The 20,085-nt window shown below is 72.0% G+C and carries 17 protein-coding genes; 6 read left to right on the top strand and 11 right to left on the bottom strand.

Annotated features, from left to right (window positions below; all coding sequences use genetic code 11):
* The first annotated feature begins 31 nt into the window (after window positions 1-31).
* Window positions 32-400: a hypothetical protein gene (locus ABLE93_RS17365; RefSeq protein ID WP_348841105.1), complete on the top strand. Its 369-nt coding sequence runs from the start codon at window positions 32-34 to the stop codon at window positions 398-400.
* 78 nt (window positions 401-478) lie between these two features.
* The gene (locus ABLE93_RS17360; RefSeq protein ID WP_348841104.1) at window positions 479-1,444 is read left to right on the top strand and encodes a DUF1775 domain-containing protein; all 966 of its coding nucleotides are present in this window, start codon (window positions 479-481) and stop codon (window positions 1,442-1,444) included.
* Between the two features lie 70 nt (window positions 1,445-1,514).
* Here the strand turns inward: ABLE93_RS17360 and ABLE93_RS17355 are convergent, their stop codons facing one another.
* The 6 genes from ABLE93_RS17355 to ABLE93_RS17330 are packed head-to-tail and all read right to left on the bottom strand — an operon-like array spanning window position 1,515 to window position 8,942.
* The gene (locus ABLE93_RS17355; RefSeq protein ID WP_348841103.1) at window positions 1,515-3,308 is read right to left on the bottom strand and encodes a BatD family protein; all 1,794 of its coding nucleotides are present in this window, start codon (window positions 3,306-3,308) and stop codon (window positions 1,515-1,517) included.
* On the bottom strand, window positions 3,305-5,374 hold the full coding sequence (locus ABLE93_RS17350; RefSeq protein ID WP_348841102.1) for a tetratricopeptide repeat protein: 2,070 nt from the start codon (window positions 5,372-5,374) through the stop codon (window positions 3,305-3,307). The genes ABLE93_RS17355 and ABLE93_RS17350 overlap by 4 nt, the downstream gene beginning before the upstream one ends.
* On the bottom strand, window positions 5,374-6,393 hold the full coding sequence (locus ABLE93_RS17345; protein ID WP_348841101.1) for a vWA domain-containing protein: 1,020 nt from the start codon (window positions 6,391-6,393) through the stop codon (window positions 5,374-5,376). Before ABLE93_RS17345 ends, ABLE93_RS17350 begins: the two co-directional genes overlap by 1 nt.
* Complete coding sequence (locus tag ABLE93_RS17340) at window positions 6,390-6,914, bottom strand: DUF4381 domain-containing protein (protein ID WP_348841100.1); 525 nt, start codon at window positions 6,912-6,914, stop codon at window positions 6,390-6,392. Before ABLE93_RS17340 ends, ABLE93_RS17345 begins: the two co-directional genes overlap by 4 nt.
* Window positions 6,911-8,008, bottom strand: coding sequence for a DUF58 domain-containing protein (locus ABLE93_RS17335; RefSeq protein ID WP_348841099.1), 1,098 nt, complete (start codon window positions 8,006-8,008; stop codon window positions 6,911-6,913). Before ABLE93_RS17335 ends, ABLE93_RS17340 begins: the two co-directional genes overlap by 4 nt.
* A 13-nt stretch (window positions 8,009-8,021) precedes the next feature.
* On the bottom strand, window positions 8,022-8,942 hold the full coding sequence (locus ABLE93_RS17330) for an AAA family ATPase (RefSeq protein ID WP_348841200.1): 921 nt from the start codon (window positions 8,940-8,942) through the stop codon (window positions 8,022-8,024).
* A 402-nt stretch (window positions 8,943-9,344) separates the two neighbouring features.
* On the opposite strand from ABLE93_RS17330, the gene ABLE93_RS17325 reads away from it, so the two are divergent.
* From ABLE93_RS17325 to ABLE93_RS17315, 3 genes are all read left to right on the top strand, one after another.
* Complete coding sequence (locus ABLE93_RS17325; RefSeq protein ID WP_348841098.1) at window positions 9,345-9,992, top strand: DUF938 domain-containing protein; 648 nt, start codon at window positions 9,345-9,347, stop codon at window positions 9,990-9,992.
* A 72-nt stretch (window positions 9,993-10,064) separates the two neighbouring features.
* On the top strand, window positions 10,065-11,174 hold the full coding sequence (locus tag ABLE93_RS17320; protein WP_348841097.1) for a flagellar motor protein MotA: 1,110 nt from the start codon (window positions 10,065-10,067) through the stop codon (window positions 11,172-11,174).
* A gap of 12 nt (window positions 11,175-11,186) precedes the next feature.
* Entirely contained in the window at window positions 11,187-12,206 is a 1,020-nt protein-coding gene (locus ABLE93_RS17315; protein WP_348841096.1) for a peptidoglycan -binding protein, read from the top strand.
* 127 nt (window positions 12,207-12,333) lie between these two features.
* On the opposite strand, the gene ABLE93_RS17310 is transcribed toward ABLE93_RS17315, so the two are convergent.
* The 5 genes from ABLE93_RS17310 to ABLE93_RS17290 form a co-directional block, all read right to left on the bottom strand.
* Window positions 12,334-12,876, bottom strand: a complete 543-nt coding sequence (locus tag ABLE93_RS17310) for a sarcosine oxidase subunit gamma (RefSeq protein WP_348841095.1) — start codon at window positions 12,874-12,876, stop codon at window positions 12,334-12,336.
* Window positions 12,869-15,874, bottom strand: a complete 3,006-nt coding sequence (locus ABLE93_RS17305) for a sarcosine oxidase subunit alpha family protein (RefSeq protein WP_348841094.1) — start codon at window positions 15,872-15,874, stop codon at window positions 12,869-12,871. Before ABLE93_RS17305 ends, ABLE93_RS17310 begins: the two co-directional genes overlap by 8 nt.
* On the bottom strand, window positions 15,874-16,161 hold the full coding sequence (locus ABLE93_RS17300; protein WP_348841093.1) for a sarcosine oxidase subunit delta: 288 nt from the start codon (window positions 16,159-16,161) through the stop codon (window positions 15,874-15,876). Before ABLE93_RS17300 ends, ABLE93_RS17305 begins: the two co-directional genes overlap by 1 nt.
* Window positions 16,162-16,169: 8 nt before the next feature.
* Window positions 16,170-17,423 carry a sarcosine oxidase subunit beta family protein gene (locus ABLE93_RS17295; RefSeq protein WP_348841092.1) on the bottom strand — a complete coding sequence of 418 codons (1,254 nt, stop codon included), beginning with the start codon at window positions 17,421-17,423 and terminating at the stop codon, window positions 16,170-16,172.
* 118 nt (window positions 17,424-17,541) lie between these two features.
* Window positions 17,542-18,888 (bottom strand): L-serine ammonia-lyase, encoded by a 1,347-nt coding sequence (locus ABLE93_RS17290; RefSeq protein WP_348841091.1) that lies wholly within the window; start codon window positions 18,886-18,888, stop codon window positions 17,542-17,544.
* Between the two features lie 188 nt (window positions 18,889-19,076).
* Between ABLE93_RS17290 and ABLE93_RS17285 the strand changes: the two genes are divergently transcribed.
* Window positions 19,077-20,069, top strand: a complete 993-nt coding sequence (locus tag ABLE93_RS17285; protein WP_348841090.1) for a GlxA family transcriptional regulator — start codon at window positions 19,077-19,079, stop codon at window positions 20,067-20,069.
* The last annotated feature ends 16 nt before the right edge of the window (window positions 20,070-20,085 follow it).

Raw genomic sequence — 20,085 nt, 5'->3', positions numbered from 1 at the left:
GCGGGCGGGCACGGGCCTTAAGCCATGGCCCATGCTCCGGCGCTTTTCATGGCAGGCGGTCCTCGTCCGCTTCGCTCTCGCCTATCTCGTCCTCGCCCAGGCGGTGCTGGGCGGCGCGGCGATGGCGCAGCATGCGGGGCTGCGCCTTGCGGCGGGCACCGACCTGCTGTGCTCGGGCGGCGCGTCCGATCCCGATACCGGGCATGATTCCGCAGCCTTATGTTGCGTGCTCGGCTGCGCGGCGAGCGCCCCTGCGCCGCTGCTCGATGCTCCGGCCGAAGCCTTCGCCCCGCCCGCGCCGCACCTCATCGCCCTCGGCTTCGGCCCCGATGCTGCTGGCGCGGTGGCGCCCGCACTGCGCCTCGCCTTCGAGGCCACCGGCCCGCCGGCCCGCGCCTGACCGCCCGTTTCGTCACTCAGAGCTGAAACCGGACGCGTCGCGGCCCCGCGGGGCCGGCGCCTGCCGCAAGGATTTTTCATGACCCGTACCGCCATTTTCGGCGCGCTCGCCGCTGCCGTCGCAGCCGGCCTCGCCGCCGCTCCCGCCTCCGCCCATGTCACGCTGGAGAAGTCCGACGCCGTCGCCGGCACCTATTACAAGGCCGTGCTCAAGGTGGGGCACGGCTGCGAGGGCTCGCCCACCACCTCCCTCAAGGTGACCATCCCCGACGGGCTCGTCGCCGCCAAGCCCATGCCCAAGCCCGGCTGGACCCTCGCCGCCGAGGCCGGCGCCTATGACCGCGCCTATGCCTTCCACGGCAAGGAGGTCAGGGAGGGGGTGAAGTCCATCCGCTGGAGCGGCGGCAGTCTGCCGGACGGCCAGTATGACGAGTTCGTCTTCATCGCCTATCTCGCGCCCGAGGCCGGCGCGCGCGCCGTGCCCGTGCCGGTGGTGCAGACCTGCGAGAAGGGCGAGCTTCGCTGGGTGGAGGTCGCCCGCCCCGGCGAGAAGGCGGCGCAGCCCGCCCCGGTGCTGAAGATCGCGGCCCCTGGCGGCACGCCTGCCGTCGCCAGGGTCGCCCAGGCCGATGCGCTGGTCATCGACGCGCCGTGGAGCCGCGCCACGCCCGGCGGCGCCAAGGTGGCCGGCGGATTCCTGCGCATCACCAACACCGGCACCACCCCCGACCGGCTGGTGGGCGGCACCTTCGCCCGCTCCTCGGAAGTGCAGGTCCACGAGATGGGCATGTCCAACGGCGTCATGACCATGCGCCAGCTCACCGGCGGGCTGGAGATCCCGCCCGGCCAGACGGTGGAGCTTGCGCCCGGCGGCTATCATCTGATGTTCACCGGCCTCACCACCCCGCTGAAGGAGGGCGAGACGGTGAGCGGAACCCTGACCTTCGAAAAGGCGGGCAAGGTCGACGTGAGCTACGAGGTGCGGAGCATCGGCGCCAAGGCCGGCGATGCCGCCGCTGCGGCCGGCGGCCACCAGCACCATTGAGGCCCGCCGATCGGCCTGACCGCGCGCGTTGACGTAACGCGCGCGGGTCCCGGCGCGCGGTCCTCAGAACCTAGCGCGTTCGGGGATAGAGCGGCGCAAGGCCACGGGCCCCGCGGGCGACGGGCTTGCGGGCGGCCTTGCGCTCGGCGGCGAAGGCGGCGCGAAAGGCGCTGCCATCCCACCGGTCGCCGGTGGCGGCATAAAGGTGGTGGCTCACCCCGTCGAGGGCCGCCGCCATGGCCGGCGTGCGGGCGGATGCGGTTCCGGCGTGGCCCGGCCCGGCCGCGCGATTCCAGGCGAGGAAGGCGCGGTGGGCGGCCTTCGCGTCGCCCTGGCGGCAGGCGGCCTCCACGGCGCGGGCGGCGGCCTTCTCATCCAGGGGCACCGCCGGGGCGCGCCGCAAGGGTGGGCGTCGACGCACCGAGGGCGGCGCGGCGAGACGCTCGGGCGTGGCCGCCCGTTCAGCCGGCCGCCGGCCACCGCGGCGGCCCGAAAGGGTGATGAAGGTCAGGATCAGCGCGGCCACTGCGCCGATGGCGAGCACGTCGCGGATCGGCCAGCCCGGTTCCTCGGCCGCGGCGGGGGCCGGCGCCGCCGTGCGCGGCGCGGCCGCAACGGGCGCAGGCGCGGGTGCGCCGGCCGGATCTGCGCTCGGCGCCACGTTCAGCACCACGGCCGGCAGGGTGGCCGTCTCGGCGCGGTTGGTGGCGACGTTCCACCACGGCACGGACACCGCGGGCAGGGTGAGGGTGCCCGGCCGGGTGGGCACCACGGTGACGCGGGTTTCCACCACCGCGCCCGGACCGCCCTCCACCTGGGTCGCCTGGGGCCGGTCCTCGTCCGCATACTGGCGCACGCCGTCCGCTTCTCCCGCCTTGAGGGGCGGAAGCTGACCGGGGCTCGCGCCCTTCACCTCCAGCCGCAGCGTACGGGTCAAGGCGACGCCGACCCGTGCATCGGCGGGCGGCTTGGACCAGCCCTCGGTGAGGCGAACGGCGCGGGCCGGCAGGAACCAGCCGGTGACGCCTGACGGGCGGGGCCGCACCTCCACCTCCACCGGGTTGGACAGAACGGTGATCTTGCGCCCGGCATCGAACGCTCCCCCGAGCCACGGCATGGCCGGCCGGCCGAGGGTGCGCGCCTGCTCCTGCTGGCCGGGGGGCGAGGTGGGGATGGTGGCACGCAGCGCCACGGGGGTGATGAGCAGGGTGCCGGCGCGCTGCGGCCGCATGATGTAGCGCAGCTCGACAATGCGGTAGCGCAGGCGGCCGAAGCTGCGGGTGTAGCGGCGCAGCTGGCCATCGGGAGCGAAGGTGGCGCCGTCGGCGGCGGGCTGCTCCGCATTGGCCTCCATGGCGCCGACCCGGTCGAACATGCGCACGACCACGGGTATCTCGCTCTGCAGGTAGAAGGGCGGGCTCGCCTGTACCTCCACCGCCATCGAGATCGGGCCGTCGTCCGGCGGCTCGATGGCTCTGCCGGCGGCGATGTCCATGTCGATGGGCTGGCTCGTCTCGGTGCCGAGGGTCAGCGGCGGGATGGTGAGGCGGCCGGCGCGCTTGGGCGACAGCGTCAGCACCCACTCGTTCACCTCCACCGGCCGCCCGGCCACGGTCTCGGTGCGGCTGCGCTTGGCGCGCTGGAGAATGTCGAAATCCCGCGTCAGCGGGGTCACGTTGGGCGGCTCCAGGCTGTCGCGGCCGGTCAGGCTCAGCACCAGCTCGAAGGTGTCGCCCTGGTCCATGGGAAGGCGCTCGATGCTCGCCTTGAACGGCCCGGCGAGGAGCGGCGTCGCGACAAGGAGGAGCGCACAGGCGAGCAGCGTCGCGAACATCAGGCGCGGGGGTCGGGCCAGGCGGGTCACTGCTGGTCCTCCTCGGGGACGGCGACGGGACGGCCGGTATATTGCGCGCGGATGCGGGCGCGCAGAAGGCCGCCGGGATCATCCGGCACCTGGCGCAGCGCCTGCTCGCGGCTTTGGGCGTCGTCGGAGATGGCAGGAGGAGTCTGCGGACTGGCCGCTGGCGGCGGCGACGCAGGCGGAGCCTGCGGCTGCGAGGGGGCAGCTGGCGGCGCGTCGAAGGCGGTGTTCGGATCCTCCTTGCCTTTCGGCAGGCCGGCGCCGGGCTGGGGCGCCGGCGGAATGGGGGGCGGCGCATCCGCAGGCGGCGTGGGCGGTGGGGGCGTCGGCGGCAGGGCCGCCTGAGGCTGCTGCTGCTGCGGTGGGCTTTGGGGCGGCGGTTGCTGCGCGGGCTGCTGCTGGGGCGGCTGTTGCTGGGGGGACTGCGGCTGCTGGGCGTTGGACGCGAGCTCGGACGGCCGGCGCGGCGGCAGCGGCGCAGGTCCGGGTGGCGGGTTCGTGGCACCCGGAGGCGATCCGGCGTCCGGCGGGGGCGGGGCGGGCGGCTTGGTGCCATCCCCGGCCTGCTGGCCCGGCTTGTTCTGGTCGGGGGGCGGATTGCCGGCGCCTTGCTTGTCGTCCGGCTTCTGCCGTTGTCCGTCGCCGCCGGAGGACTGGCCCCCAACGCCGCCTCCACCTCCGCCGCCTCCACCTCCGCCGCCACCACCGCTACCGCCACCGCCGGGTGGGGGATCGGGCTTCTTGCGGGCGTCGATCAGCTTCTGCACGAGGTCGCGGTTGAACTGGGCGTCGGCGTCGTCCGGCGTCGCGGCGAGGGCGGCATCATAGGCCGCCACCGCTTCTTCCAGCCGTCCGGCGCGCGCCAACGCATTGCCACGGTTGTAGTCGGCGCCGGGCAGGCCGGCGAAGCCGGTGGCCGCGCCGGCATAGTCTCCGGCCTTGTAGAGCGCACTCGCCCGCCACGCAGGATCCTCGAAGCGCTGCGCTGCACCGGCATAGTCGCCGGCGTCGAAGGCGGCGGCGCCCTGCTGGTCGGGCCGCCACCACAGATCGTCCCAGGTCGCCGGCAGCGCCTGCGCCTGCGCTCCGCCGTGTGGCATCAGGGCCGGCAGCGCCGCGAGCGCCAGCACGGCGATCCAGCCCCGGCGGAAGGCGAGGGGCGCCAGCAGCACGGCGAGCAGCAACACGAATGGCCCCATGTCGGCCCAGACGTCGGCGGTGAAGCCCTCGCTGTCGGTGACCCCGCCGCCACCCGCGGTGACCGGCGGCAGCGTGCGCTCGATGTCGCGGTCGTCGGCGGTCAGGGGGGAATAGCTGCCCTGACCCGCCGCGGCGAGGGCCTTCAGGCCGGCATCATCGATGGGTGCGACCGTGCTGCCACCGACGCCGATGACGTTCACCTTGAAACCGGCCGCCGCTGCCGTCTTCGCCGCCGTCTGGGCGAGGCGCGGGTCGTCGCCCGGCCCATCGGTGACCAGCAGGATGCGCCCGCTCATGGCGCCCACGCCCTTCAGCAGCACCACCGCCCGGTCGATGGCGTCCTCGGGGCGGTCGGCATTGCCGCGCATCAGGTCGGTGGCGAGGTCCGGCAGCATCTGCGACACCACCCGGGCGTCCTCGGTCAAGGGCGCCGCGGTGAACGGCATGTCGGCGTAGAGCACGAGCGCCACCTCGCCGCCGCGCATGCGAGTCAGCACGTCGGCGATCTTGAAGCGGGCGGCGGCGAGCCGGTCGGGGCTGGCGTCCGTGGTGGCCATGCTGGGGGCAAGGCTCAGCGCCACCACCACGGGGTCGAGGCGCCCGCTGACCGGCTGCGGCAGCTTCTGCCAGGTGGGCCCGGCCATGGCGAAGACGGCGGCGGTCCATGCGGCGAAGGCCAGCACGGCCGGCCATTGCCCGGCGGTCCGCCGGCCGGGGGAGGCGAGATGGACGAGCAGATGCGGGTCCACCTCCCGCTCCCAGTCGTTGCGGCCCTGGCGCAGCCGGCGGTGCAGGAGGCCGGCGAGGAGCGCCGCCGGCAGCAGGGCCAGCAGCCATTCCGGCCGCAGGAAGTGGAACGCCCCGGCCATCACGGCGCCTCCGCGACGGGGGCTGGGGCCTTGCGCCCGGCGGCCCGGGGGAGGAGCAGCGCAGCGGCGAACAGAAAGCTCGCCGCGAGCGCGGCGCCCAGCGGCCAGAAGAACAGGGCATAGGTGGGCCGCACATATTGCGGGTCGCCCGCCACCGGTTCCAGCTGGTCGATGTCCGCATAGATGGCGGTCAGGCCCTTCTCGTCGCGGGCGCGGAAATACTTGCCGCCGGTCAAGGCGGCGATGGCCTTCAGCGACGCCTCGTCGAGATCGGCCGAGGGGTTGATCGCCCCGCCGGGGGTAAAATCGAGGCCGTCGGCGCCGACGCCGATGGTGTGGATGCGCAGGTTCTCCTTGGCAGCGATGGCGGCCGCCTCCAGCGGATCGAGCACGCCGGAGGTGTTGGCGCCGTCGGTGAGGAGGATGACGACGCGGTCCTTGGAGGGCCGGTCGCGCAGGGTCTTCACCGCAAGGCCGATGGCATCGCCGATGGAGGTATTGCGCCCGGTCATGCCGATGCTGGCTTCGGCGAGCAGGTCGCGTACCACCCGGCGGTCGAGGGTGAGCGGCGCCTGCACATAGGCGCGGGTGCTGAACAGGATCAGTCCCACCCGGTCGCCGGCGCGGCGGGCGATGAAGTCGTCGGCAACGCCCTTCACCACCTGCAGCCGGTCCATGGGTCCCCCGCCGCGTGAGAGGTCGCGCTGCGACATGGAGGCGGAGAGGTCGATGACCAGCATGATCTCGCGGCCTTCCACCGGGATTTCCAGCGGCCGGCCCACATGCACGGGGCGGGCGGCGGCGATCACCAGCAGGGTCCAGATGAAGGCGAGCGCCGCGAGCCGGGTGCGCCGCCAGCGCGGCCGGCCGGGCGTCACCAGCCCGGCAAGGGCCAGGTCGGCGAAGAACGGCAGGCGCAGGGCGCCGGCCCGCTCCTCCCGCGCCCTTGGCAGCAGCAGACGGACCAGCAGCGGCAGCGGCAGCAGCGCCAGCATGAGGGGCCATTCCAGCGTGATCATGCGCGCGCCCGGATGAAGCGCCGCACCGCGGCGGCGAGGGCGTCGGCCGAGACGCCGCCGGCCGCCGATCCGGGCGGGACATAGGGCGCCTCGGCAAGAAAGGCCGCCTCCGCCGGGGCAAGCCCCCGCCGGCCGGAGGCGAGGAGCCCCGACCACGCGGCGCCGGTGAGCGCCGCCTGCCTATCGCCGCCCTGCGCGCGGACGAGACGCCGCAGCACGTCCGAGGCGGCGACCGCCACCTGCTGGGCATCGGCCGCGCCGGGCGGCCCCAGCGCCGCGTCGAACGCCTTGAGCGCCTTGTAGGCGAGGGTCTGGCGCCACCGCCATTCGCGGATGGCGAGCACGATCAGAACGAGCACCACCAGACCGGCGAGGGCATACCAGCCCGGGGCGGGCGGCCAGACCGGCACCTCCGGCGGCAGGTGGATGTCGCGCAGGGCGGCCAGGGGATCCTCGGTGCCCGGCGATCCAGGGACCGTGGGGGTGGAGAAATCGGGGGCGGCCATGGCCGGCGCGATCATGCCACGGTCCGCCGCGCGGGCGGGCCGGCCCGGCGCAGCCGCTCGGGGTTCAGCGCGTCGGCCGGGTCCGTGCCGGTCTCGAGGTCCACCAGCACCATGCCGCGCTCGCGGGCGAGGTGCTCCAGCGCGCCCCGCCGCTCGGCGAAGCGCCGGGCATAGGCGCTCCTCAAGGCCGCTCGATCGGCATCGAGACGCGCCACGGCGGCGCCGTCGGTCACCGGGAAAACGCCGGGGCCCGGCATCTGCGCCTCCAGCCGGTCGAAGGTGAAGACGCAGGTCACCGGCCCGTCCATGGCGAGGCGGCCCGCCTCCCGCGCCGCATGGGCGTCGAGATCGCCGAAGTCGCTGATAAGGAACACCAGCGTGCCCGGCCGCATCAGGGTCCGCAGCCGGGCGAGGGCGTCGGCGAGGGAGGGCTCCGCGGCGGGGGGGCCGGTCCGCTCGGCGGTGGCGTCGGCGATGGCGCCGATGAAGGCGAGGATGCGTCGCCGGCTGCGCTCGGGCCGGAAGGCGGCGAGGCCGGAGGGCGAGAGCACGACGCCGCCCACCCGGTCGCCGCCGGCGATGCCGACCCACGACAGCACCGCCGCCGCCTTGGCCGCCAGCACCGACTTGAAGCTCTCGCGGGTGCCGAAGCGCATGGCGGCGCGGGCATCCACCAGTAGCAGCACCGGGCGCTCGCGCTCCTCCTGGAACAGCTTGGTGTGGGTGCGGCCGGTGCGGGCCGTCACGCGCCAGTCGATGGTGCGCACATCGTCGCCGGGGTGGTAGGCACGCACTTCATCGAATTCCATGCCGCGGCCGCGGAAGGCGGAGCGGTGGCCCCCGTAAAGCTGGGTGCTGACCCGGTTGGCGGACGCGAAGCTGCCGCCGCCGCGCGGCCGGGTGGCGATGAGGTCGGAGAGGCGGGCGACCACGCCATGGTGCGCGTGGGACGCGGGCGCGGGCTGGCGGGCGACCGCGTCCTGGTGCTGCGCGTGGGCCGCGGGTGCGGGCTCGGCGGTCCGGGCGCGCGCGGGCGCCTCGGGGCGCCGGCCAGCCAGCACGCCCAGGAGGCCGGTCGATGCTTTCGCTCGGGAATCGGGTCCGGCCATTCGAAAGCCGCCCTCAGCCCACCGGCACCCGGGCGAGCAGCAGGTCGATGAAGTCGTCGCTGGTCACGCCGTCGGCCTCCGCCTCGAAGGTCATGAGCACGCGATGGCGCAGCACGGGCTTGGCCACGGCCTGCACATCCTCCGGAATGACATAGTCGCGCTTGCGCCGCCAGGCGTGGGCGCGGGCGCAGCGGTCGAGGGCGATGGTGCCGCGCGGGCTGGCACCGAAGCCGACGAGCCCCGCCAGATCGGCGCCATAGAGCTCGGGCCGGCGCGTCGCCTGCACCAGCTGAAGCAGATATTCCTCCACCTGCTCTGCCATGTGCACCCCCTGCACCTCGCGCCGGGCGGCGAACACCACCTCCTGCGGCAGCGGCGCCCCGAAGTCCGGTGCCTCGCCCCGCGCCTCGCCGCGCACCAGGCGCAGGATCTGGCGCTCGGCGTCCACGTCCGGGAAGTCGATGCGCACATGCAGCAGGAAGCGGTCGAGCTGGGCCTCGGGCAGGGGATAGGTACCCTCCTGCTCGATGGGGTTCTGGGTGGCCATGACCATGAACAGCGCCGGCAGGCGGCGGGTGGTGCGCCCCACCGTCACCTGCCGCTCGGCCATGGCCTCCAGCAAGGCCGACTGCACCTTGGCCGGGGCACGGTTGATCTCGTCCGCCAGGATGAAATTGTGGAACACCGGACCTTCCTGGAACTGGAAGCTGCCGTCCTCGGGGCGGTAGATGTCGGTCCCGGTGAGGTCGGAGGGCAGAAGGTCCGGGGTGAACTGGATGCGCTGGTCGGTGAGGTCGATGGCGTGGGCCAGGGCCTTGATGGCCTTGGTCTTGGCGAGGCCCGGCGCGCCCTCCACCAAGAGGTGGCCGTCGGCCAAGACGGCGATCAGCAGCAGTTCCACGAAGGCCGGCTGGCCCAGGATGCAGGCGTTCATATAGGCCGAGAGCTCGTCGAACGCGCGGGCGAGCGCGGCCCGGTCCGCCGCGCCGGGGCGAGGGCGGGGCAGGGGCTCCTTGCGGGCGGCGTCCAGAAATGAGGCGTCACGGCTGCTGGTCATTGAGGCGGTAATCCCGAAGGCGGGGGGCCGGTCCCGCCAATCTCGTCGGCTCCTTATATCGCCGCGGCTGCGGCGTCACATCTAATCTTGCGTTCATAATTCAGCCGGCGCACCCGGTGGCGCAAGGACGGGCAGCGGAAAACCGCCCGTGCATCCGCGGCGTGCCCGCCCATGCGGCAGATGGCGGCAGACGGCACCCTCGGACAAGGCCGCGGTTGAGCGGGGGCGGCGGAGGGGTCAAGATCGCGTCATCACTGCCCTGCCGCCCCGGAGCCCGCCTTGTCCGCCGAAGTTCCCGACGCGCGCCGCTCGGCGCCGGCCACGCTCAACAACCGCGGCCCCATCGGCGACATCCTGCTGCCGCTGCTGCCGAGCTCAGGCCTGGTTCTGGAGATCGCCAGCGGCACTGGCGAGCATGCGGTGCATTTCGCCCGTCGCGCCCCCCATCTCGTGTTCCAGCCTTCCGATCCCTCGCCCTATGCCCGCGCGTCCATCGCCGCCTGGATCGCTGCCGAAGGCCTCGCGAACGTCAGGGAGCCGCTTGCCCTCGATGCCTCGGCTGAGACGTGGCCGGTGGGCAAGGTGGATGCGGTGGTGTGCATCAACATGATCCACATCAGCCCGTGGGAGGCGACCGAGGGCCTGATGCGCGGCGCCGGCGCGCGCCTGCCGCCGGACGGGATCCTGTTCACCTATGGCGCCTATCTCAGGGACGGCGTGCCCACCGCGCCCAGCAACATCGCCTTCGACCTCGACCTCAAGCGCCAGGACCCGCGCTTCGGCCTGCGGCCCCTCGCGGAGGTGGCCGCCTGCGCTTCGCGGCACGGCCTCGTCCTTGCCCGGGTGGTGGAAATGCCGGCCAACAATCTTTCTCTGGTGTTCCGCAAGGTTATGGATGTTTCGCCGGGTGCCGCCCCTGTGCCATAGTCAAACGGCGGTGTGGGCCACAACCCCGCCCCGATTCTGCGCTCGTGACCCGTCCCTGTTCGAGGAAACCGCATGGCGCGCGTCGTCGATCCCTTCATCAAGGTCTCCTCCCCGCGCATCTTCCTGGTGCGGATGCTGGTGTTCCTTGCGCTTTGCGCGGCCCTTGCGGCCGTGCTGCACCGGCAGATCGTCAGCGCCTTCCTGAACAATCCGGGGCTCAACGGCGTCATCTTCGGTGTGCTGGCGGTCGGCATCATCCTGTCGATCCGTCAGGCGGCGCGGCTGTTTCCGGAAGTGGACTGGGTCAATTCCTTCCGCCTGTCCGATCCCGGCCTTGCCGTGGCGCGCCCGCCCACCCTGCTCGCGCCCATGGCCGCGCTTCTGGGCGACCGGGTGGGCCGCATGTCGATCTCTCAGGCGACCATGCGCTCCATCCTCGATTCCATCGGCACCCGCCTGGACGAGAGCCGGGACATGGGGCGCTACCTCACCGGCCTGCTGGTGTTCCTCGGCCTGCTCGGCACCTTCTGGGGTCTGCTGGAGACGGTGTCGTCCATCGGCGCCGTCATCGGGTCGCTGCAGGTGGGGCCGGATGCCGGCTCGATCTTCGAGGACATGAAGAGCGGTCTTGCCGCGCCGCTGGGCGGCATGGGCACGGCATTCTCCTCCTCCCTGTTCGGCCTTGCCGGCTCGCTGGTGCTGGGCTTCCTCGACCTCCAGGCGGGCCAGGCGCAGACCCGCTTCTATACCGACCTCGAGGACTGGCTCTCCACCACCGTCCGCGACCTCGACGAGACGCCGCGCGAGGCGCCCCGGCCGCCCCTGTCTGCCACGGTGCCGGTCGGGACCGTCGCCCCGCCGCCTCTGATGACGCCGGCGCCCGCCGCCCCGCTCGCGCTGCCGCCGCCGGTCATCGACATGGACCCCCTCGTCACCGCCATCGGCCGGCTGGAGAAGACCATGACCGAGGCGGGCTCCCAGCGCGTCACCACGGCCATGGCGCAGCTTGCCGAGAGCCTCCAGGGCCTCGTCACCCACATGCGCTCCGAGCAGGCCCTGCTGAAGCAGATGATCGAGGTCCAGGGCGCCCAGCAGGAGCAGCTGCGCCGCATCCTCCGCCGCATCGAGGACGAGGCGGACGCTCCGGCTCCCGCCCCCGCCCCCGGCGCGCGGCGGTCCTGAGCGGAGCGCGGCATGGCCCTCGGCAGGCGCGGACGCGACCGTCACATCGACTACTGGCCCGGCTTCGTGGACGCCCTGTCCACGCTGCTCCTGGTGTTCATCTTCCTGCTGTCGGTGTTCATGCTGACCCAGTTCTTCCTCACCCAGGAGATGGCGGGCAAGGACGACGTGATGCAGCGCCTCCAGGCGCAGATCCGCCAGCTCACCGACCTTCTGGCGCTGGAGCGCGCCACCGCCCAGTCCAGCGAGAGCGAGATCGCCTCGGTCCGCGCCTCGCTTGAGGCGAGCGAATCCGAGCGCGACCGGCTGCGCGGGCAGATCGTCGCCGTCCCCGCCCCGACGGACCAGGGTCGCACCCAGGCGCTCTCCCGCGAAGTCGACCTGCAGAAGGATCTCGCCGCCCGCGCCGCGGCCCAGATCGAGCTGCTCAACCAGCAGATCTCCGCCCTGCGCCGGCAGATGGCGGCGCTGGAGGAGGCCCTCAACATCGCCGAGAAGCGCGACGTCGAGAGCCAGTCCAAGATCACCGACCTCGGGCGGCGCCTGAACGTGGCGCTGGCGCAGCGGGTGCAGGAACTGACGCGCTTCCGCTCGGAATTCTTCGGCCGCCTGCGCGATATCCTCGGCAACCGGCCCGACGTGCGCGTCGTGGGCGACCGCTTCGTGTTCCAGTCGGAAGTCTTCTTCGATCCGGGCGCCGCGACCCCCCGGCCGGAGGCGCGTGGCGAGCTGGACAAGCTCGCCGGCGCCATCCTGGAGCTGGAGCGGAGCATCCCGGCGGATATTCCCTGGGCCCTGCGCATCGACGGGCACACCGACAGCCGGCCCATCTCCAACGCTCAATTCCCCTCCAACTGGGAATTGTCGTCCGCCCGCGCCATCGCGGTGGTGCAGTATCTCATCTCAAAGGGCGTGAGCCCGGGGCATCTGATTGCTGCCGGCTTCGGCGAATTCCAGCCTCTCGATTCCGCCACCTCTGACGACGCCCGCGCCCGCAACCGCCGCATCGAGCTTAAGCTCACCGAGCGGTAGGAGCTCGGCCGGCGGACGACGGCGCGCTGCCGAGGGCATGGAGACGCGGTGCCGCGGCACACGCCGACGCATCTCCTCACCCGCTGCCGCTCCCCTTGAGCTGAGAAGGCAGACCGGCTCTGTCGGGTCAGTCGAACGCCTGCGCGGCATCGCCCAGGAAGGCGTGGACATAGGGCGCGAACGAGCGCCAGCACTCCACCCGGTAGTCCGTGCCGGCGCGCACCAGCACCACCTCGGCCTTGCCCAGCAGGGTGCGTGTCGCCGAGCCCGCCGGGAAGGCGGCATCGGTGAGGTCGAGGGCGATGCCCGCGTTGAGGATCTCCGCCGCATGGGGGCCGCTCACCGCAAGGGCAACGTTGCGATGGCTCACGTCCACCAGCGCGTGAAAATGCCCTGCGAGATCCGCAGCCAGCGCGGCCTGCGCCATGGCGCCATCGCCGGGCGGGCACACCAGCAGCCACTCGTCCGGCCCGAGCCGCGCGGCGAAGCGCTCCGGTGTGCCGCGGACGCTGTTGAGCGGCCCGGAAAGGTCGAAGCCGCCCGCCACGCCGGAAAAGCCCCGCAGCCGAAGGACGAGGCGATCCGCCGGCAGCAGGACGCGCAGCAGTCCGGCGCCGCCCGCCGGGAGGATCGGCGTGCGGCGCGCCGGGGCGAATGTCGGCTCAGACATGGAGCGCTCCTTCCGCGGGTCCGTTCACCCGCTTGCCTTCGGGATCGAGAAACACCGGCGCCACCACCTTCACCGCCGTGAAGCCGGCCGGGGTGGTGACATGCAGCCGTTCGCCCAGCCGGCCGCGCCCGCCGGACACGAGCGCCAGGGCGATGGGATGGCCGAGGGTGGGGCTGAGATAGGACGAGGTGACGTGACCCAGCATGGTCATGGGCAGCGCCTGGGCCGGATCGGCGACGATCTGCGCGCCTTCCTCCAGCACCGTGCGCCCGTCATCGCTGAGGAGGCCCACCAGCTGCTTGCGGTCGGCCCGCGCCATATCCGGCCGGGCCAGCGAGCGCCTGCCGACGAAATCCCGCTTCACCTTGGAGACCATGCCCGACAGGCCGAGGTCGTCGGGCGTCACCGTGCCGTCGGTGTCCTGCCCGACGATGACGAAGCCGCGCTCGGCCCGCAGCAGGTGCATGGCCTCGGTGCCGTAGGGCGTGATGCCGAAGCGCTGGCCATGGTCGTAGAGCGCCTCCCAGACCGCCCGGGCGTAATCGGACGGCACGTTGATCTCGTAGCCCGCTTCGCCGGTGAAGGAGACGCGCATCAGGCGCGTCGGCACGCCGAGGATGGTGCCTTCGCGCACCGCCATGTGGGGGAAGGCTTCGGGCGAGAGGTCGATGCCCTCCACGAAGGGCGCCAGCACGGCGCGGGCGCGCGGCCCCTGCAGGGCGATCACCGCCCATTGCTCGGTGACGGAGGTGAGGAACACCTTCAGCTCCGGCCATTCGGTCTGGAGATAGTCCTCCATGTGGGCGAGCACGCGCGGCGCGCCGCCGGTGGAGGTGGTGACGTGGAAGCGGTCGGGCGCCATGCGCGCGACGATGCCGTCGTCGAAGACGAAGCCGTCCTCCTTCAGCATCAGGCCGTAGCGGCAGCTGCCGCTCGCCAGCTTCAGCCAGCTGTTGGGAAAGATGCGGTTGAGGAATTCCGCCGCATCCGGCCCCGTCACCTCGATCTTGCCCAGGGTGGAGGAATCGAAGATGCCGACGGCCTCGCGCACCGCCCGGCATTCGCGGGCAACCGCGGCGTGCATGTCCTCCCCCGCCTTCGGGAAGTACCAGGCGCGGCGCCAGAGCGCGACGTTCTCGAATGTCGCCCCCTGCTCCACCGCCCACGCGTGCAGCGGCGCGGTGCGGATGGGGTCGAAGGTTTCCCCGCGCGCCGAGCCGACGATGGCGCCGAAGGTGACGGGCGTATAGGGCGGGCGAAAGGTGGTGGTGCCCACCTGCGGGATGTCCTTCGCCAGGATCTCCGAAACGAGGCCGAGGGCGGCCATGTTGGAGGTCTTGCCCTGGTCGGTGGCCATGCCGTTGGTGGTGTAGCGCTTCACATGCTCGACGCTCTCGAACCCCTCGCGCACGGCGAGGCCGATGTCCTTGGCGGTCACGTCGTTCTGGAAATCGAGGAAGGCGCGCACCTTCCTGGGATCGCCGTCGGTGGGCAGCACCCGTGCGGGCCTGAAGCCGGTGGGGGTGGGCGGCGCGGTCGCGAAGCTCCGCGCGGCGGGCGCACCCGCGGCATCGGCGCCCGCAGCCCAGCCCTCGGCGAGGATATCGCCCAGCCCATAGGTGCCGTTGCAGGCGCCAGCGGAACGCTCCGCCTGCACCGAGGTGCCCGGCACGAAGGCGTCGATCTCGCTCCGGAAGGCGAGCTTGCCGCGCGACTGGGAAAAGAGATGCACGGCCGGCGTCCAGCCGCCAGACATCCCCACGCAATCGCAGGCCAGCGTGCGCCGTGCGCCGACCCGGCCGGCGGACAGCGGCGCCACGATCAGCCCGCTCACCGCCTTGCCGCCGGTGGAGCCCACCACCGTGTGGCCGGCGAGAAGCTCGATGCCGGAAACGAGCGCGCGCTCCGGGCCGATCTCCGCCTCGGGGCGGAGGTCCACGATCGTCACGTCCAGCCCCACCGCCTTGGCATCGGCCGCAGCGCGATAGGCGGAGGCGCCGTTGGTGGCGAAGACGATGCGCCGGCCCGGCGCGACGGCGTAGCGGTTCACATAGGTGCGCACGCTTTCGGCCAGCAGGATGCCCGGCCGGTCATTGTCGGCGAAGGCGAGCGGACGCTCGTGGGCGCCGGTCGCGAGCACCACCTGGCTTGCGCGCACCTGCCACAGCCGCTCGCGCGGCAGCTTCGGATCGGGCATGGCGAGATGGTCGGTGACGCGCTCGGTGAGGACGACGTGGTTGTGGTTGTAGTAGCCGAACGCCGTGGTGCGGGTGAGCAGTGTCACGTTCGGCCGCGTCTTGAGCGTCGCCAAGGCTTCCGTCACGAAGGCCGATGCGCTCTGGCCGTCGATGCCGGACGTGAGGTCCGCCAGCAGGCTCCCGCCCATCTCCGCCTGCTCGTCGGCGAGGATGACGCGCTTGCCGCTCTCCGACGCCGCCAGGGCCGCCGCGAGGCCGGCCGGCCCCGCGCCGACCACCAGCACGTCGCAATGGGCGTTGCGGTGGACGTAGCGGTCGGCATCCGGCACGTCCGGAGCGACGCCGAGGCCGGCCGCAGCGCGGATGGCTGGCTCGTAGAGCTTGTCCCAGAAGGACCGCGGCCACATGAAGGTCTTGTAGTAGAAGCCGGCGGTGAGCACCGGCGCCACGAGATCGTTCACCTGGCCGATGTCGTGCTCCAGCGACGGCCAATGGTTCTGCGAGGACACCTTGAGCCCCGCCACCGCCTCCACCATCGTGGCGCGGTTGTTGGGATCGGCGCGGCCAGGGCCGCGGTCCACGTTGAACAGGGCATTGGGCTCATCCGCGCCGTGGGTCAGCACGCCGCGCGGGCGGTGATACTTGAACGAGCGCCCCATCAGCCGGATGCCGTTGGCGAGCAGCGCGGAGGCGAGCGTGTCGCCGTCATAGCCGTCCACGGCGCGGCCGTTGAAGGTGAAGGCCAGCGGCCGCGACCGGTCGATGCGGCCGCCATTCGCAAGGCGGAAATCCTGCGCCATCAGCGGCCTCCCGCGCTGTCGGGACGGGGCTGGCCCATCTCATAGGATGCGATGAAGGCGTCGCTCACCGTGTTGCGCAGCGCGTTGAACCAGCGCCCGCAGCCGTGGGCGTGCAGCCAGCGCTCCGCATGGACGCCCTTGGGGCTCTTGCGGATGAAGAGATATTCGGCCCAGGCGGCATCATCGAGGGCGTCGGGATCGGCCGGACGGGCAATGTGCGCCTCGCCGCCGCAGCGGAATTCCACCTCTGGGCGCGGGCCGCAATAGGGACAGGGAACGAGCAGCATCTTGGGCCTCAATGCGCAACAGCCGCCGCTGCCGCCTCGTCGATGAGGCGGCCGGTGCGGAAGCGGTCGAGGGTGAAGGGGGCGTTGATGGGGTGGGGCGCGTCGCGGGCGATGGTGTGGGCGAACACATGGGCCGAGCCCGGCGTCGCCTTGAAGCCGCCCGTTCCCCAGCCGCAATTCACATAGAGGCCGGGCACCGGCGTCTTGCCGATGATGGGCGAGCGGTCCGGCGTCACGTCGACGATGCCGCCCCAGTTGCGCAGCATCTTCATGCGCGTGAACTGGGGGAACAGCTCGCAGATGGCGTCCAGCGTGTGGGTGGTGATGTGGAGACCGCCCTGCTGGCTGTAGGACACGTACTGGTCCGTGCCCGCGCCGATGACGAGCTCGCCCTTGTCCGATTGCGAGATGTAGGCGTGCACCGCATTGGACATGAGCACGCAGGGGAAGCACGGCTTCACCGGCTCGGAGACGAGCGCCTGTAGCGGGAAGCTCTCCAGCGGCATCCTCACGCCTGCCATCGCCATCACCATGGAGGTGTGCCCGGCGGCCGAGACGCCGATCTTCTTCGCCCGGATGGGGCCGCGGGTGGTCTCCACGCCGGTCACGGCGCCGTCCGGCCCGCGGGTGATGGCCGTGACCTCGCAATTCTGGAGGATGTCGACGCCCAGCGCGTCGGCGGCGCGGGCATAGCCCCACACCACCGCGTCATGCCGCGCCGTGCCGCCGCGCCGCTGGAGGGCAGCGCCCATCACCGGGTAGCGGATGTCGGGGGAGATGTTCAGCGGCGGGCAGAAGGCCTTGGCCTCCTCCCGCGTCAGCCATTCATTGTCGATGCCGTTGAGGCGGTTGGCATAGACGTGGCGCTTGAAGCTCTGCACGTCGTGCTGGGTGTGGGCCAGCATCAGCACGCCGCGCTGGGAGAACATGACGTTGTAGTTGAGGTCCTGCGACAAGCCTTCCCACAGCTTCACCGCATGCTCGTAGAGGGCGGCGCTCTCGTCATAGAGATAGTTGGAGCGGATGATGGTGGTGTTGCGCCCCGAGTTGCCGCCGCCGATCCAGCCCTTCTCCAGCACGGCGATGTTTGTGAGGCCGTGCTCCTTCGCCAGGTAATAGGCCGCGCCGAGGCCGTGGCCGCCACCGCCGATAATGATGGCGTCATAGGCCGGCTTGGGCTCCGGGTTGCGCCACTGGCGGCTCCAGCCCTGGTGGGCGTTCAGCGCCTCGGAAAGAAGGGAGGAGATGGAGAAGCGGCGCATGGACCTCTGTCCCGATGTTTCGCCGCGCATGATGCGCCCCGGCCGGCGACCGCTCTTGAACGCATGCGACGATTTTCTGGAATGAATCCGACAAGTAGGCGAAAGCGTGCGGCAGCCCTCAGCACTCCGGGACGTTGACCGCGAGACCGCCCTGGGAGGTCTCCTTGTATTTGGACTGCATGTCGGCACCCGTCTGGCGCATGGTCTCGATGACCTGGTCGAGGGAGACGTGGTGCACCCCGTCGCCCCTCAGCGCCAGGGAGGCGGCGGCGATGGCCTTGTTGGCGCCGAAGGCGTTGCGCTCGATGCAGGGGATCTGCACCAGCCCGCCGATGGGATCGCATGTCATGCCGAGGTGGTGCTCCATGGCGATCTCGGCGGCATTCTCGATCTGCGCCGGCGTGGCGCCCAGCACCGCGGCGAGGCCCGCCGCGGCCATGGCGGCGGCGGAGCCGACCTCGCCCTGGCAGCCGACCTCCGCACCGGAGATGGAGGCGTTGCGCTTGATAAGCGCGCCCACCGCCGCGGCGGTGAGCAGGAAGTCGCGCAGCTGGGCGTGGGTGGTGCCGGGGCAGATGTCGCGGACGTAGCGCAGCACTGCGGGGATGATGCCTGCCGCGCCGTTGGTGGGCGCGGTGACGATGCGCCCGCCGGCCGCATTCTCCTCATTCACCGCCATGGCGAACACCGAGACCCAGTCCATGATCTCGTGCGGGGGCCTGAGGTTGGCGACGCGGTCGGCCTCCAGCTTCTCGCGGATCGCCTTGGCCCGCCGCCGGACCCTGAGCTTGCCGGGCAAGGCGCCGTCCTGCGCCAGGCCGCGGTCGATGGAGGCGAACATGGCGGCGAGGAGCGCGTCGAGCCCCGCCTCCACCTCGCCGGGCGGGCGAAGCGCGCATTCGTTGGCCATCTGCAGTCCGGCGATGGACAGGCCCGAGCGGGCACAGGCGGAAAGCAGCTCCGCGGCGGTGGAAAAGGGGTGGGGGACGTTCGCCCCCTCAGCCTCGCGGGGCTCGCCCTCCTCCACCACGAAGCCGCCGCCGATGGAATAGAACACCCGCTCGGCCAACACCTCATCCGTCGCCGAAAGCGCGCGGAAGCGCATGGCGTTGGAGTGCAGCGGCAGCAGGGTGTCGAAATCAAGGGTCAGGTCGCGCTCGGGATCGAAGGCGAGGGTCCGCGCGCCAAGGTCGATCTGCTTGCGGATATGGAGCTTCGCCACCAGCGCCGGCACCTCGTCCGGGTCGAGGGTGTCGGGGCGCGCGCCCATGAGGCCGAGGAAGATGGCCTGGTCGGATCCGTGGCCCTTGCCGGTCCAGGCCAGCGAGCCGAACAGCTCGGCGGTGATGCGCGCGGCCCCCTCCGGCAGCGCCTCGCGGAACCGGCGCGCCGCCACCATGGGGCCGACCGTGTGGGACGACGAGGGCCCGATGCCGATCTTGAACAGGTCGAACACCCCGGTCATCCCGTTCCTCCGCCTGCGCGTCCTTGTCCGGCCGGCGCCACGCGGCGGCGGCACCCCGCGTGTCGTGCGAACGGACGCGTCTGCATCATGACGGGTGTCGGCTTGCCGGTCCCGTCGTCCTGCGACATTGTCTATAACAGATGCGACATCTGCGCCCCTTCCGAGCCGGTGAGACCGCGAAGCTCCGCGTGGGCTTCGTGCTGATGCACAATTTCACCCTGACGGCCTTCTCCAGCTTTGTGGACGTGTTGCGGCTCGCCGCCGACGAGGGGGATCGCTCGCGCCCCATCGACTGCTCCTGGCAGGTGATGAGCCCGCACCGGCGTGCCGCGCGCTCCTCCTGCGGCATCGATATCCAGCCCGGCAGCGATCTCGCCGACCCCGCCGGCTTCGATTATATCGCTGTGGTCGGCGGCCTGCTGCACGGCACGCCGCCTCTGCCGGATGCCATCGGAGCCTATCTGGCGCGGGCGGCGGCGGCCGGGGTGACGCTGATCGGCGTGTGCACGGGATCCTTCGTGCTGTGCCGGCTGGGGCTGATGGCGCAGCGCAAATGCTGCGTGAGCTGGTATCACTACCATGACTTCCTGGAGGAGTTTCCGGCTCTGGTGCCGGTGGCCGACCAGCTCTTCGTGGTGGACCGCGATCGCATCACCTGCTCCGGCGGGGCCGGCGTAGCGGACCTTGCGGCCAGGCTGGTGACCGAGCATCTCGGTGCAGCGGCGGCGCAGAAGGCGCTCAACATCCTGCTCATCGACCGGCCGCGCGCGGCCGAGAGCGCCCAGCCGGCGCCGCGCCTCGCCGAGGGGAGCGTGGGCGACGACCGGGTGTCCCGCGCGCTGCTTCTGATGGAGCAGAACCTCGCCGAGCCGTTGACCGTTGCTGCCCTCGCCACCGCGCTGGGGGTGGGAGCCCGCCAGCTTGAGCGTCTGTTCGCCGAGCGGCTGAAGGAGAGCCCGCAGGAAAGCTATCTCGCGCTGCGCCTTCGTCACGCCCGCTGGATGCTGGCCAATACGGCATTCTCCGCCGCCCGCATCGCCGCCGACCTTGGATTTGCCGACGGCTCCCACCTCGGTCGCGCCTTCAAGGCCCGCTTCGGGATGACCCCGGCCGCCTTCCGCCGCAGCGCCGCGCGGCCGTCGGGCGAGGGTGCCTCAGCGCGGGTGTTCGAGCCGTCCTGAGGACGCCCCGACGAAA

The sequence above is a fragment of the Xanthobacter pollutisoli genome, from assembly GCF_040044995.1.
Classification (GTDB): Bacteria; Pseudomonadota; Alphaproteobacteria; order Rhizobiales; family Xanthobacteraceae; genus Xanthobacter.
This window is presented reverse-complemented; position numbering and strand designations above follow the sequence as displayed.